Source organism: Nocardioides sp. W7 (genome assembly GCF_022919075.1).
GTDB lineage: Bacteria > Actinomycetota > Actinomycetes > Propionibacteriales > Nocardioidaceae > Nocardioides.
In genome coordinates, this window is sequence record NZ_CP095078.1 from 3,914,972 (window position 1) to 3,929,463 (window position 14,492).

The window sequence follows — 14,492 nt, forward strand, 5'->3', positions numbered from 1 at the left end:
CATGACCGATCAGTGGAACTTGGTGACGGCAAACTTGGCCGGCGTCGCAGACAACCGCGAGCGCCTTCGTGGGCCCTATCGGCGGCTAGTGGACGCATGGCTCTCGGATCTGCCCGGAGCCGATATCGCCGGCGATCTCTCCGCGCTCCTGGGGCAAATTCTCCGTCACCGCCGTGGGACTTCCGGTCATTCGAACCATTTCGTGGTCCTTCGACTAGACCAGCGGGACGTTCCGGTTGAGGCTCTACGCAGGGCAAACCTAGAGGTCACCAAGTTCGGCTTGCACGAGCACAGGGTCAAACTCGGCCCAGACTGGGCACCCACCTGGCTCCTTGGCGACGCGCGCTGGATCGACTTGGCCAGCACGAGTCCGGACAATTTCGCGGGTCCGGCGGGGGTCGTGCCCACATCGGCACGCCACGACATGGCGGTGCCCGTCGACCCCGCTGTGGCCAACATTGCAGGCATTGATGCGTACCGTTCACGCAGTCAGGCCAGCGCCGTCCGTGCAGCCGCTCTCTCAGAGCCGGGTGGCACGCTCCACGTGGTGCTGCCGACCGGGACAGGCAAGTCCCTCGTAGGCATCGCTCCCGGACTCCTAGCCCGCAGGGGCGTGACAGTCGTCGTAGTCCCGACAGTTGCGCTCGCCCTCGACCAGGAGCGACAACTCCACAATCGCTTTCCCCACCAAGGACTCCCGAACGAACTGGCCTACTTCGGGGACCGGCCAACTGTCGAGAAGGACGCGATCAAGGAGCGTCTCCGCGGCGGCACCCAGAAGGTTCTCTTCGCATCGCCCGAGGCGCTCGTCACCAGCCTCGCCCAGCCCCTTCGGCACCTGGCCGCCCGTGGAGAATTGAGCCATGTCGTAATCGACGAGGCGCACCTCGTTCGCACGTGGGGATTGAGCTTCCGCCCGGAGTTCCAGGTAGTTGCGTCCCTGATCTCCGAACTGCGAGAGGTCGCCCGAGCACAAGAGGTCACCCCACCCCGTGTCGCTCTGCTGACTGCGACGCTGTCGCAGCAGGGTCTGTTGCTCAACGACGAGTTGTTCGCCGGATCCGGCACATCGCTGTTCGTTGGCTCGACGTTTCTGCGCACTGAGCTCCGATATTTGTTGGCGCCACCGGTCGCCAACGACGAACGCCTCGACCGAGTCGTTGAGGCGTTGCACCACCTCCCGCGGCCGGCCATCGTCTACACGACGAAGAAGGAGTCAGCCGAGGCGCTCGCGGCCCGGCTCAAGCAAGCCGGCTTCGGCAGAACGGCGGTCTTTCATGGTGATGTCCGAGCGGACGACCGGCTGACTATCCTTCGCGCCTGGTCTGGCGACAGCGGCCCGACCTCTGTCGATGTCGTCGTTGGGACCAGCGCGTTCGGACTGGGCGTCGACCAGAGCGATGTCCGCACAGTCGTTCATGTCTGTGTGCCCGCCTCGGTCGACCGCTTCTACCAGGAAGTCGGGCGCGGGGGCCGAGACGGCCACGCCGCCCTATCGGTATGGATGCCGAGCACGACCGATGCCCAAGAGGGCCGCAACATTGAGAACTCGACCGTCCTCGGCGACACAAAGAGCTGGGGGCGCTGGGAGGCCATGCGTACCGCCCGGGTCACTGACGATCCGTCCCGTCGCGAGCTTGTCCTGAACACGAGTACCGTCCCGCCGTGGCTCGACTACCCGTCGGACAGCAATCAACTCTGGAATCGCAACACGTTGGTCCTGTTGCAGCGTGCCGGAGTCCTCGACATCGTCGACACTCCCCCGCCGGCGCTGGAGCGCGCTGCTGACGAGACCGAGGCCGCCTGGACGACGCGCATGGACGTCGCGTGGTCCGAATATGTGCAGCATGCCACCGTGCGGATTCGCTCCGGAGTTGCGAATGTCGACGAAGCCACAGTCCTCAAGGCCATTGACAAGGTACGCAGGGCGATCCGGGATTCGGAGTCTGCTTCCCGAAACCGCATCGATCGTATGTTCAAACTGGAGGAATGCTGGGGCTCGATCCTGAGCGAGGAGTACGCCTATCAAGACGTCGGCCCGATGCATGCTCACCAGGTGGTCGCACCCGCCTGCTCGGGGTGCCCCGCCGCCGGGCACATTCATGAACCGTCATATCGAGCTGTGCGACCTGTTGTGTCCGAGGCGTCCCTTCCCCACCTACATCGAGCGGTGAGTCCAACCCTGGAGGGGATGGCGAATGGCGGTCGGACCTTGGTGGTGACCTACCCCGAGGGAGATCTCCGAATCCATCTGTCCGAGCTCGTCACCAAAGCCGTAACGCACGGGATCCGGGGCATCCTCGCGTCTGCCAGCATGGCTGGCCTACCCGCCGTTGCCAATGGTGGCCGCTCGGCATCTGAGGGGCTTGTCGCCATCGATCCGATCGTGACAGGTCCCCCCGGACAGTTCGCGGTCCCTACGTTGGTTCTTCTGGACCCAACCGATCCACCCCGGCTGACGTGGCTCGCTGGTGAGGTCGGAGCCCTCAGGATCGTCGTCCTACCCGAGGGCGCCTCGGATCCGCAGTATCCGGACCAGAGCGTCAAGAGCATCCGCGTCCCGCATTGGTCGCTTTCGTACTTTCTCAGGAGCTTGTGATGGCAGTACTGAATCCGCCGCGGACTCTGCCGGGCCTCGGCCGGGCGATCGTGAACCATCTGCTTGACGCTCGCCGCTCCGCCACCGAGGAAGACCTTGTTGCCGCGTTCAAACCGGATGGCCTGAACGCAGACTCGACTGCCGCCGACGGTGTCAAGAACACGATCTCGTCGATGCGCGCAATCGATGTACTGGTGACGAACAGCGACGGCACGCTCGGTCTCGGCGAGAATGTCCCCGCTCCAAAGACGCCGTTCACCAGGGATCAATTTCGCCGAGTGCTTCAGGGACGAGTATTCGATCTGAGCCGCGACGGTGACGTTTGGGTCACCCAACCCGGCGACGCCCACACAAGTGGCGCCCGCGATCTGAATCGCGCTTTGGCTTGGGTGATGGCTCAGGACGCCTTGGGACAGCCACTGTCCTGGACGGACAACCTGCAGAAGATGCAGGCCGAGCAGTTCCAAACCAACGATCAGCAGGCTTGGGCCATCACGAACGACACCCGGTGGAACGCTGCCTCCCGGTGGCTGCCAACTCTCGGTCTTGCCACGCAATCAGTCATAAGGGATCAGTCCGGCCTGGTGCCACTCCCTGTCACTGCCGTGGACGACGCCTTGGCGAGTCTCCCGGACGAGCGCATCGCCATCCACGACCTGTTGACGCGGATCGGACAAGCCGTGCCGGTCCTACACGGTGGCACTATGCGCGCTGGACTTGTGTCTGTACTGGGGATCGATCCAGACCCTGGCATCGCCGCTGAGTGCGCGGACAGTTCCATCGGACAGGCATTGCGCATTCTCGAGGAACGGGGACGAGTGAAGTTCGAAACACTGCCGGATGCACACGGCATCCGCCTGTCTCGGTTCGATGCCACGCGCCGAACGCACGCCATCGTGAAGGCCGGAGGTAAGAAATGAGTTGGCGCGGCGCGCTTCCAGCTGCTTGCTGGAACGCAAGTGAGGCTTCGTCCATCATTCCCGTCGAAGCGGAGAGCACCTCCGACGGCGTGTTCCTGGCCACCCACAGCACGATCCCGATCACACAGCGTGATCAGGTCGACAGCGCCCGAGGGGGCGCCGTCGTCGACGAACACGCGTTGCTCCGCGCGGTCCAGGATCAGCCCGCCGATCAGCCCATCATCCCCATCCTCGGCAAGTCCGGTACGGGCAAGTCCCATCTCGTGCGCTGGCTGCGCGCTCACCTTGAGACGAAGGACTCGACTCGCCTGATCTTCGTCCCAAAGCACCGGATGTCCCTGCGCGGCATCCTCGAACTGATCCTTGAGCACGCGACCGGAGATCGGGCCGACGAACTCCGAGCCAAGGTCGCAACCGCCGTAGACGCCGCCGCCGACGAGAAGACGGCGCAGTTGAAACTGCGCAACGCGCTAGCGGTGAACATCGAGACCCGCGGGAACCGATCCGACGGTTCTGCGGAGGAGATCGAACTCCGCACCTACCTAGCTTCAGCGGGGGGCCTTCCTGCACTGTTTGGCGACGATGTCTTCCGAAGCCGACTCCTCGACCAGAACGGTCCAATCGCCCGTCTCGTGCGAGAGAAGGTGTCCGGCAAGGCCGACGAGGACAAGGAGGACGCGTTCGGCTTCAGTGCCGACGATCTGAACCTCTCGGTTGACGACGTGAACCGAGCCGGGCAGGCCGCCCGTGAGGTCGCCGGCGCCCTAACAAGTGAACCCATCTTCCGCGAACTCGCTGCGAGGATGATCAACGAGCAACTCGGTCCGTCGGTGAGCGAGGTTTTCGGCATTGGCGGCGACGACCTCAAGCAGATCCTGACCGACGTCCGAGTTGAGATGGATAAGCAGGGACTCGAACTGCTGGTGCTCATCGAAGACTTCTCGATCTTTCAAGGCATCCAAGGGGGCTTGATTGACGCCATCACCCTCATCTCGACCGAGACACAGAAACTCTGTCCGATGCGCGTCGTCATGGCGGTGACGACCGGCTACTTCGTCAATCAGATGCCGGAAACGGTCTACACCCGCACATACCGAGTCTTTGACCTCGATCTCCCCGACGGGATCGCTGCCTCGTTCACGCCGGCTAGGTTCGTCAGTCGCTACCTCAATGCGGTCCGTGTTGGAGCGGCGGATCTGGATGCCGCACACGCGAGCGATGGCGAACTGCCCAACGCCTGCGAACAGTGCCCAGTCAGCGCCGCCTGCCATGCCTCCTTCGGTGAGGCCGACGGCTATGGACTCTTCCCGTTCAACACGGCCTCTCTCGACCGGGCCATCCAGAGCCAGTCCTCCGACGGCAGCTTCGTAGCTCGTAATGTGCTGACCCGCGTCCTTCGCCCGGTCCTACATCGCGATCAGGAAGAGATCAACAACGGGCGGTTCCCGAGTGACGGGTTCGCGAGCGAGTTCAGAACCGGCGCCGATGACCGCCTGGCCAACATCGAGGACCAGGTCAAACTGCAGGCGCCTGGGGACGACGAACTAACCCAGCGACGCGTCCGAATGGTGAGGTTCTGGGGTACGGGCTCTGGAGCAGAGAATCTCGCTCCGACAATCCATGCAGCCTTCAGCGTTCCGCCGGTTGACGGCCTCACCGAGGTGACGCCCGATCCGCGGGTACCGACACCTGGCCCTACTCCTGCACCAGGCGCTGCACCTACACCTACACCGCAGCCCACCGCCGTTGAGCCGACGCTCGTGAAGGCCGTAGATCGCTGGCTCGCCACCCAGGAGATCCTGCAGAGGGATCGCAACGACCTCCGCAACATCATCTTCAACGCCGTCCGCGCGCGACTGGGCTTCGAGGACGGCTTCGGCGGTGACAGCCTCTGGGGCAACGACAAGGCGCTCGCTCCTGGATTTGAGGCCACCTCAGTGGAGTTCAACCAAGCGAAACTCGCCACGGCTGTACTGCCAATGGACCGGTCGAACGCTGTCGACATGCGAGCGCTTCGAGCCCTAGCTTGGGCACACCACAAGGGTTCCTGGGCAGACGTTCCGGACGGCGAGATGTTGCAGCGACTCACGGAGACCAGGGTCGAGCACTGGGTGAGCATGGTCGGCGCGGCGCTGCTCCCGCCCGAGCGCCCGGACGAAGATTTCGAACTGATTCGACTGGTAGAGACCCTTCTGGCCATCTCACAAGCGCTCGGAATCGCCGACGCCTTCAAGTCGGACGCCGCCAGCAAAGTCCGAGCCCTCTTCGCCGCGGTCCCCCCTCGGCCCGAGCCCGATCCGAGAACCGCCCTGCGAGCCCTGCACAACCTCCTCATGAACGGCGCTGGCGCTGGGAGCAACATGACCAGAGTCGGCCGCGGTCAACTGCAGCAACGTTTGCTGCGACACGCCTCCTACAGCCAAGGCGCCGGTAAGCCTCTTGCGCTCGACCTCAGCAAGGTAACCAAGGCTGTCCGGAGCAGCCCGACTGGGGTTTCCTGGCCAAAATCTACGCCCGAACTCATCAAGGCCTCTGTGTCGACTGTCGAAGCCCGTCTAGCGTCGTTCGACGCGTTGCACCAGGAAGCGGTGAACCTAGTTCCTGATCTGTCCGACCTCGGCGGCGACCTCCCCGTCGTAGCCGCGGAACTGCTCGCACTGGTCAACGAGCGTGGCGCCGCCGGGGGGCTTCCGGGCGGAATCAACCCCGCTGATCTGCAGGCAGCAGCCAGGGCAGTGAAGCCCGGCGACCAGCGCAAGGTTGAGACAGTGTTCGCAGAACTGAACCGGTGGGATCAACTGTCCACGGAAGAGCGATACCAGGTTCTCAACGGCGACTGGGACGAGCCTGCTCGCCGCGTGAACGTATGGCTGAAACTGGCAACGCAGGCAGTCCGATTTCTCGAGAACAGCCTTGGGAACGGCGCCGCGTCGGACGTGCAACGTGAATACGCTGAGGCTCGTGATCAACTGATCGACGAACTCACAGCCATGGCCGACACGATCGCGGGCGCCGCCGCACCCGAGTCCGAACCTGAGGAAACCGCATGACTCTGCGCAGCACCATCCAGGACCTGCGCGCACGCGCCGACGTCGCCAACGACGAGCATCAGGTCAAGGTCCGCACCGGACAGTTCGCGGACTTGAGCGCTCGCTTGGGTCCGCCCTTGGCGGAGTTGCCGGCGCTATACATCGGTCTCGCGGAGGTTGAGAAGCTCGATGTGGAGATGCCGCCTGGCCGCGACCAGGACGCGTCTCAGGTGGTCGATAGCCTCCGCGCACTGGCGAGCGATCTTCCCACGGTGGGGGTCGAGCAGTCGCTCGACCTCGCCAAGGCACGCGTCCGCTCCGCCGAGAAGTACGTCGGCGAGTTACGCGGTCTCGTCATAGGCGCGTGGCAGGCTCACGTGAGCCAACCCCCGCCGGCCATCAACTCTGACCTCGTGGACGCCCTGGCGGAAGGTGGCGTTGACGTCGAGGAAATTCGAGACGCGCTCGAGACCGCGCGAGGTCGCCTGCTGGCAATTGGCAGCAGACTGATCCCGGACCAAGGGGCCGTCGAGAGGTTCCGTGACGCAAGGGAGGCCATCCACCGCTGCGGCCAGCAACTCGGCGAGGTTGTAGACGCGGACGTTGCCGAGGGAATCGTTGGAGCCCAAGAGTTGTCCGGCATGCCTTTGGCATGGTTCACATCCGAGCGTATGGAGAAGCTAGCTGCGCTAGGCATCATTGACAGGTTCCAGGTGCGGCTGCGATGAACCCAGCTCTCCTGACGAGGATTCTCGACCGACTGGAGTCCCTCGAGGATCCGCTCCTGTGCTGGGGCGTCGTCGACGGTGGCTTCAGCACGGATGAACTTCGCCAAATCATCGACGCCGAAGTCGTCAGCAGCCAGGAGTGGGACCTGAGCGCCGACGACGTCATCGAGGCGATGACCACGCGCGCGCTGCTAGTGCACGACTCCAGCGCGTCGCCTGCCAGCTGGCGTACTCGCAACGGCGAAACCATCCGCCTGGTGGCACGGCTTCGACAGAGCTTCCCCGGCCAAACGTGGCAGTCCGGAACCACCCTGATCTCCGACTTCCGGTACGCGCGGCGTCCCCGTTTCTACCCCAAGCGCGATCACGCTTGGGCCTCTGCTCTCGATGGGGTCGCCGGCCCCGTCGACGCCTATCGCGGGGTCCTTGATGTCATGACCCAACGCGACGGCAAGCACGACCGCCTGGGTGGATTCCAAGTCCGCGCCACGAGGCACATCTTGACTGCGTTACAGAGTCAGACCACAACGGCCACGGTAGTGGGTGCGGGTACTGGAAGCGGAAAGACGAACGCGTTCTATCTCCCCGCGTTCAGCTATCTGGCTGGTGTCAACGACCCCTCCGCGTGGACTCGCGCACTGGCCGTCTATCCCCGGACCGAACTACTGAAGGACCAACTGGACACGGCATTCGCCCATGCCTGCCGACTCGACGATCTGTGGAAGCGATCCAATGGACGATCGATGACGATCGGCGCCCTCTATGGCAGCACGCCCACCAATGCGAGAAACGTAAGGCTTCCCTATCGGGGTTGGGGAAAGCGCCCACACGGCATGGCTTCCCCCCAGATGCGTTGCCCCGGTGATGGCTTCGTCCAGTGCGGAGGCGAACTCGTCTGGCCGAACGAAGATATCGATGCCGGAGTCGAACGCCTGGTGTGCGCGACCTGCCGGCGCTCATTCGAACAGGACCAGGTCGTTCTAACCCGCCAAACCATGCAGAGTTCCCCTCCCGATCTGCTGTTCGTGACGACGGAGATGCTCAATCGCGGTCTCTCCGATCTGAACCTCACACGGCTATTGGGCATCGATGCACCGGTAGGCAAGAAGCCTCGGATGATGCTCCTCGACGAAATCCACACCTACGACGGAACCAACGGCGCACAAGCCGCGATGGTGCTCCGCCGGTGGCACCACAGCATTCAAGCTCCGATCACGTTCGTCGGACTGTCCGCGACGTTGTCCAACCCGATTCGTCACATGGCCGACCTGACTGGAGTCGAAGACGAACTGGTCACCAGCATCACGCCCGAACCCGAAGAGTTGGAGTACGAAGGCGCGGAGTACTTGCTCGCACTCCGCAGCGACCCCACCAGTGGCGCGTCTGTGCTGTCCACCACCATCCAAACTTCAATGCTGCTTCCACGAGCACAGGATGAGCCGGCGAGTCGGATCTCGTCCGGTGTCTACGGAACGAAGGCCTTCGTCTTCACCGATGACCTCGACGTCACTAACCGGTTGTTCTCATACCTTCTCGACGCCGAGGGGCAGCGGTACACCTTCGGAAAATCCAAGTCGTTCAAGCCTCCTCTAGCGTCGTTGCGCGCCAACGCCAACGGCGGCGATGTCACACAACAGCGTCGCGCCGGCCAACTCTGGGATTTACCGACCGCGATCGGCCACAAGTTCGCGACGATCGGCGAGGGCCTACGCGTGAGCCGAACCACCTCGCAGGACTCAGGCGTTGCTGCCGACAGTCAGTTGATTGTTGCGACAGCCTCGCTGGAGGTCGGCTTCGACGACCCTGACGTCGGGGTAGTCATCCAGCACAAGGCACCTCGCGGAGTGGCTGCCTTCCTGCAGCGTAAGGGTCGAGCGGGACGCAAACGCAACATGCGGCCGTACACAGCAGTTGTACTGTCCGACTACGGCCGCGACCGCGCGACATACGAGGCCTGGGACAGTCTGTTCGACCCGGTGCTGCCCGACCTAGTGCTGCCAATCCGCAACCGAGCCGTCCTACGCATGCAAGCCACCATCGCGATGATCGATTGGCTCACAGGCCAACTTAGGCAGCAGAACATCCCACGAACGACAATCGGGTGGACGGCCCTTGGCCAGAAGCCGGCCGACAGCTTCGCTAAGCGGGGCCGCGAGACGCAACTCAACGCCGTTGAGATCTTGAACGACGCACTCCGCGATCCGGACCGGCAGCGAAGCCTGCGCACCTGGGTCCAAAACGCTCTCGGCCTGTCCGATTCGGAAGCCAACGAGGTCCTGTGGCATCCGCCGAGGCCGCTGCTACTCCAAGCGGTCCCGACGTTGCGTCGCCGCCTCCTCCACAACTGGGGCGTGGCAGATTCCGATGAGGTTCACGAACTTCGCGATCTCATGGGCGGCAATCCGCTGCCCGACTTCTTCCCGATGAACCTCTTCAGCGAACTGGCGCTGCCGGAGACCTTCGTCAGCATTCCGCCCCAGTCGGATCGGGAGACCGAACCTGAACTCCAGGCGATGGGTCTTGGTCAGATGCTCCGGGAGTATGCACCGGGTCGCGTTTCACGCCGATTCGCAACTCGGAATCTCGAGCACCGCCATTGGATTCCCGTTCCGATCGGCGTCGCTGACCCGGTGCTTGAACTCACCACGGTCCTGCCTCTGTTCGGGGTCGAGGACCCATGCACCATCGACATCGACGGAACCCCGACAACGACCACAGTGGTTCGCCCCGATCAGGTTCGAGTCGAACTGCCTCCCGATGCCGTGAAGGACTCGTCAAACGCAACGATGCAATGGCGATCGCAGTTCATCGAAACGGGGACCGGCCTGATCATCCGCGTGCCGACGGCCGACCCAGTAGGGCGCCTGATCAAGGACGCCCGCTTTTTCTTGCACGCTCAGAACGCTCACGTGAACGTCCATCGCGCCGCTGTGAGCGCCGATGCCACCCTGAATCTCGAGGACGGCAGTGAGCAGCGCGTGCGGAGTCGGTTCGCACTTCATGGCCAACCGGCAGCAATGGGCTCCACCTTCGACGTGGACGGATTGCGAATCCGCGTCGATCTGCCAGCAGACCTCACTGTCCCGGACGATCTCCTACCCGGGCTGCGTAGTGCCTGGTTCAGGCACGTCCTGCTCACCGACGACGAGTTGCTCGGCTTCCTGAATAGTTTCCGGATCGATTGGCTACACCAATGCTTGGAGGCAATGCTGCTCACCACAGCAGTACGTGACCAGAGCACACTCCAAGAGGCCTACGCCGCGGTCCACGATTCGTTCGACGACAGGCTCGACGAAACCCTCGACGCGATGTTCAGGGCCTCCAGCGTGATCGAGTCGGAATCCGCAGTGTTGTCACGAATGGGCGCTCGACTCAAGGAGGCGCTCAAGAACCCCGCGATCGCGGCCCGCCTGGACGCCTTGGCATCGCAATACTGGGCTCCCGACCCAACAGCATTCGATCGCTGGCTCAGGAAGCGCACCCTTTCGACTCTTGGACACGCGACGCTCGCTGCGGCTCGACAGATCTGCCCAGAACATGATCCCGAGAGCGTCATCGTTGACATCGAACCCGGATATGACGCGGACGGCAGGCCACGGGCCGGCGAGATCTGGTTGTCCGAGTCCTCGATCGGTGGCGGAGGATTCATCGAGGCACTCGCAGTTCGTGTTCGCCCTGATCCCCGCCGACTGCTTCGGCTCATCCTTCGAGCCACGCAGCCCAGTACGCACGAACTGGTTGACAGCCACCTCCAGCGGGTGATCGACCTGACAACGACGGACCCAACCTGGTCTGGCTTCGTCAACGACTTTCGATCGGCGCCCGACCAGGCCACGCGGGTGGAGACACTCGGGCGGATCCGGGATGGCCTTCGCCAATCGGGCATCTACGGCGCCGAACAGTCCGTCGTGTCCTCACTTGCGAGTCGCGTTCTGCGGCCGGGTTCGACCCCTGCTACCGACACGGCCCTGGCGACCGTAACGACCGAGTGGAAGTCGGAAGAACGGCGTCTCGGTGTCGAGATCCCACCCCGCACCTGGGCGTATCTGATGCGCACGCGCGACGACCTGGATCCTGGTTTGGTCCTCTCGGGCGGAGGCGACGAGCGCCAGCGAATGGATGCGGTACAGAGCATGCTCTGGCCTCGCGGCTGGCAACTCCGTGCTGAACAACTGCACGCCTGGAATCCCTTTGCCGAGAACTTGCCTGCGGCGCCCGAAGTTCTGCGCTCGCTCGCTGCCGCGGGCAATCCCCCGCTTCCCCTGACCGGCGACTTCCGAGAGCGCGTCAGGCATGCCCTGGCAAACACAGGGTCCGCGCAGGTTCTGGCCACCCCCGATCAGGCCGGAGAGTTGGCGGACCTGCTAGTGGACGTCAGCGTCGAGCCGGTTGTGACTGAATATCTCAACGTGTATCCGCGGGTTGTGGAGATCGACCACCGGGCGAACGGCGACGTGGTGGTCGCCCTCGAACTGGCCGAGGTGTCGGCATGAGACGGATCACGACTGCGGGCCGCGGACAGACGCGGATTCTCAACGACCTCATGCAAAACCTGCTGGTCACAGAGTTGCTAGTCCCGTCGGGTCAATTGTGGGTGCTGTCGCCTTGGATCTCCGACATCGATGTCATCGACAACACGGCGGGGCAGTTCAGGACGGTCCTGCCAGGCCTACCTTCAAGAAGGATTCGCCTGACCGAGGTCTTGATCGAACTGGCGCGTCGTGGGAGCGACGTCCGCGTCCTGACTCGCGACGTCGAGAGCAACACCGTTGCGCGCCAACGTCTCGAGAATGTCGGCGGCCTGGGCGCTAGACCGGCAGTACGAATCCATCCCAAACTCCACGACAAGGGCATCCTGGGTGACCGGTTCCACCTCCAGGGATCAATGAACTTCACCTACTTCGGACAGGCGGTCAACGCAGAGGGCGTGACGTTGACGCGCGACCCCCACACCATCGCCGGGACGCGGATCGCGTACAACGCTCTCTACGAAGGCGCCGGACATGCAGGATGACGAGTTCTTCGGCACGGGCAACGACATCAAGCCCGCTCGCCTGCAGCCCGAACACGAGGCATCGATCGAGACCTGGCGAGATGCCATCAGTCGTGGTCAGATCGCGTTTCTTCCACGGGCGACCAACGGAAACCTGTACTGGTACGGGTTCGCTCCCACACAACGGGAGAAGAAGGAACTGCTCACGCTCCTAGACGCCTGGGTGGGGCCGACGTTCAGTGACCTGCCGAGAAGTCGAGGGCGGCTATACCCACAGGATCCGTTTGACACCCCACTGGCTGCGACAGGCGTATCCCCGCTCCGTTTTGAGGTGCTGCCTCGCGGCAACAGAACGGCTCGCGACGAGGTGCGCCAAGCACTCCTCGTTCTTTCCAAGCTCGTGTGGAAGCGTCCGCGCTCTGAGTTCGACGCACCTCGAACCACGGTCGAGGTGCTCGACGACCTGGGCCACGCAATCGGCGCTCAAGATCGGCGCATCGCCATCGCGTGCCTCCGTGAACTTGAAGCCTTCGCCGATCTCGATCACTCGAACCTCGCGTTCCTCCGCTTGCGCGTATACGCGGGGCTTGGCGAGACAGCCGCCATCTTCGCCGACCAGGACCTGGAACATATCCTCCAACTGCGTCGCCCGCTCGGGATCACTCGACTGCTGCAGCACGCGGTCTACGGGCGTTACCTAGAGGCCGCCGACAGATCCGGCGACGGAGCCTCGCTGATCGAATCCGCCGAACGGATCCCAACTGGCCTCCGAACGCTCGCAACAGGAGTCGCTACACGGACTCGGCAGGCGCTCGTGGTCGAGTTCGTGCTCGCCAAACTGCGAGGCGCCCCGACCGCGACGCTTGAGCGACTGGCCGATGAAGCTCAGGCAATCTCGCCGACGTTGGCGGACTCCCTCCGCCTGCTGATCACGCCCGAAGCCGAACGTGTTGAGCCGCTCGCCACAGACCCACCGGCGGAACCAGACGTCACACCAGTCGACGACCTCCACCGACTCATCGAGGAAGGCGAGTTCGCTGCTGCGATCGCCGTCGGTCTGGCCGAGACACCGTCGTCGAGCACAGCCGCTCTACTACTCGGATGCATCCGTGAATTCGAAGATCCGCATCTGGCCGCCGAAGTCGCGGCCTTCGTCGAGGCTTCCGGGCTTAAGGCAGAGTCGCGCGACGACGACTTCGTCGTCCGGTCCGATCTCGAGTGGCTCGCTGGGTTCCTCAATCCGCAGCGAAATCTAGGGTGGCTCGGCTGGTTCGACGCCCTGCAATCGAACGATCCCGTGGGAATGGGAGCCGACTTCAGCATCAGCGCTGAGTGGGCGTCGCTCGACCACGCTACCCTCGCCAACTGCCTGGCCTCGCTGGATGAAGAGTCGCTGGCTCGGCTCGGAGACCACGGCGGCGCGTTCATGGCTGCGCATTCGTGGCTGTTTACGGGTTCAAACGGCCCCGAACTCTGTGAGCGTGTTCTCGCGGGCTTCGCCGTCAGCGAGAAGAACACCGCGGGCATCCGCCTCCAGACGGTCGCGCTCCTGGAGTATCTGTCCACTGCCAACCCCGGGCCAGCGACTCTGGCTTCCTCGCTGCTGTGGACAGAGGACATCGTGCGGGCGGGCACCTCGGCCGTCACGGCGAGTTGGACCGTCGACGTTCTCCAAGCCGCAACCGCAAGCCCACAGGCACTCGCCCTCGACGCCAAGACACGATTGTTTTACAGGGCTCTGGAGGTGCTGAGGCCTGTGAGATCCGGCCTCAGCCTCGCTGATATCGAGGGCCTTCGACTGGTCGCCGACGAGTTGGCAACTAACCTGCCCGACGACTTCGAGATCGAGACTTCGGGTGCAGACCCGGCCGCGCCGTACCGCCATCTTGAAGGCTCGGTCGTCGTGCTCTACTCGCTCACCGAGTCCGCGATAGTTCGCGCCGCCCAAGTCCTCCGGCGGCTCGTTCCAGGAATCGATGTACGAACGACGTCTGACCATGACGGAAGTCAGCAACTGGCCGCGTTCAGTTCGAACGCCGACGTCTTCGTCATGGTCGCGGCATCGGCAAAGCATGCAGCGACGAACTTCATCAAGGATCATCGCGGCGGGTTGCCCATCATCCAGGTCAACTCGCGCGGGTCGTCCGCGATCCTCCGCGAACTAGCGGAGGGATGAAGACAGCGGCGACCAAGTCCGAGGGGAATCAGGTCGACGCGAGGCGA

The 14,492-nt window shown here is 63.6% G+C and carries 7 protein-coding genes; all 7 read left to right on the forward strand.

Going from position 1 to position 14,492, the window contains the following annotated elements:
* The first annotated feature begins 1 nt into the window (after window position 1).
* The 7 genes from dpdF to dpdD are packed head-to-tail and all read left to right on the forward strand — an operon-like array spanning window position 2 to window position 14,445.
* Window positions 2-2,599, forward strand: a complete 2,598-nt coding sequence (gene dpdF, locus MUB56_RS18550) for a protein DpdF (RefSeq protein ID WP_244928490.1) — start codon at window positions 2-4, stop codon at window positions 2,597-2,599.
* A complete protein-coding gene (dpdG, locus tag MUB56_RS18555; protein ID WP_244928491.1) occupies window positions 2,599-3,519 on the forward strand; it encodes a protein DpdG in 921 nt (306 codons plus the stop codon). The genes dpdF and dpdG overlap by 1 nt, the downstream gene beginning before the upstream one ends.
* Window positions 3,516-6,569: a protein DpdH gene (dpdH, locus tag MUB56_RS25930; protein WP_280637310.1), complete on the forward strand. Its 3,054-nt coding sequence runs from the start codon at window positions 3,516-3,518 to the stop codon at window positions 6,567-6,569. The genes dpdG and dpdH overlap by 4 nt, the downstream gene beginning before the upstream one ends.
* Window positions 6,566-7,276, forward strand: coding sequence for a hypothetical protein (locus tag MUB56_RS18565; RefSeq protein ID WP_244928492.1), 711 nt, complete (start codon window positions 6,566-6,568; stop codon window positions 7,274-7,276). The genes dpdH and MUB56_RS18565 overlap by 4 nt, the downstream gene beginning before the upstream one ends.
* Window positions 7,273-11,769 (forward strand): protein DpdJ, encoded by a 4,497-nt coding sequence (gene dpdJ / locus MUB56_RS18570; RefSeq protein ID WP_244928493.1) that lies wholly within the window; start codon window positions 7,273-7,275, stop codon window positions 11,767-11,769. The genes MUB56_RS18565 and dpdJ overlap by 4 nt, the downstream gene beginning before the upstream one ends.
* The gene (gene dpdK / locus MUB56_RS18575) at window positions 11,766-12,290 is read left to right on the forward strand and encodes a phospholipase D-like domain-containing protein DpdK (RefSeq protein WP_244928494.1); all 525 of its coding nucleotides are present in this window, start codon (window positions 11,766-11,768) and stop codon (window positions 12,288-12,290) included. Before dpdJ ends, dpdK begins: the two co-directional genes overlap by 4 nt.
* On the forward strand, window positions 12,280-14,445 hold the full coding sequence (gene dpdD / locus MUB56_RS18580) for a protein DpdD (protein ID WP_244928495.1): 2,166 nt from the start codon (window positions 12,280-12,282) through the stop codon (window positions 14,443-14,445). Before dpdK ends, dpdD begins: the two co-directional genes overlap by 11 nt.
* Window positions 14,446-14,492: the final 47 nt, after the last annotated feature.

What these genes read in the sequence shown, in the direction of transcription:
- dpdF (WP_244928490.1), top strand. Translation starts at nt 2, where the DNA reads ATGACCGATCAGTGGAACTTGGTGACGGCAAACTTGGCCGGCGTCGCA.
- dpdG (WP_244928491.1), top strand. Translation starts at nt 2,599, where the DNA reads ATGGCAGTACTGAATCCGCCGCGGACTCTGCCGGGCCTCGGCCGGGCG.
- dpdH (WP_280637310.1), top strand. Translation starts at nt 3,516, where the DNA reads ATGAGTTGGCGCGGCGCGCTTCCAGCTGCTTGCTGGAACGCAAGTGAG.
- MUB56_RS18565 (WP_244928492.1), top strand. Translation starts at nt 6,566, where the DNA reads ATGACTCTGCGCAGCACCATCCAGGACCTGCGCGCACGCGCCGACGTC.
- dpdJ (WP_244928493.1), top strand. Translation starts at nt 7,273, where the DNA reads ATGAACCCAGCTCTCCTGACGAGGATTCTCGACCGACTGGAGTCCCTC.
- dpdK (WP_244928494.1), top strand. Translation starts at nt 11,766, where the DNA reads ATGAGACGGATCACGACTGCGGGCCGCGGACAGACGCGGATTCTCAAC.
- dpdD (WP_244928495.1), top strand. Translation starts at nt 12,280, where the DNA reads ATGCAGGATGACGAGTTCTTCGGCACGGGCAACGACATCAAGCCCGCT.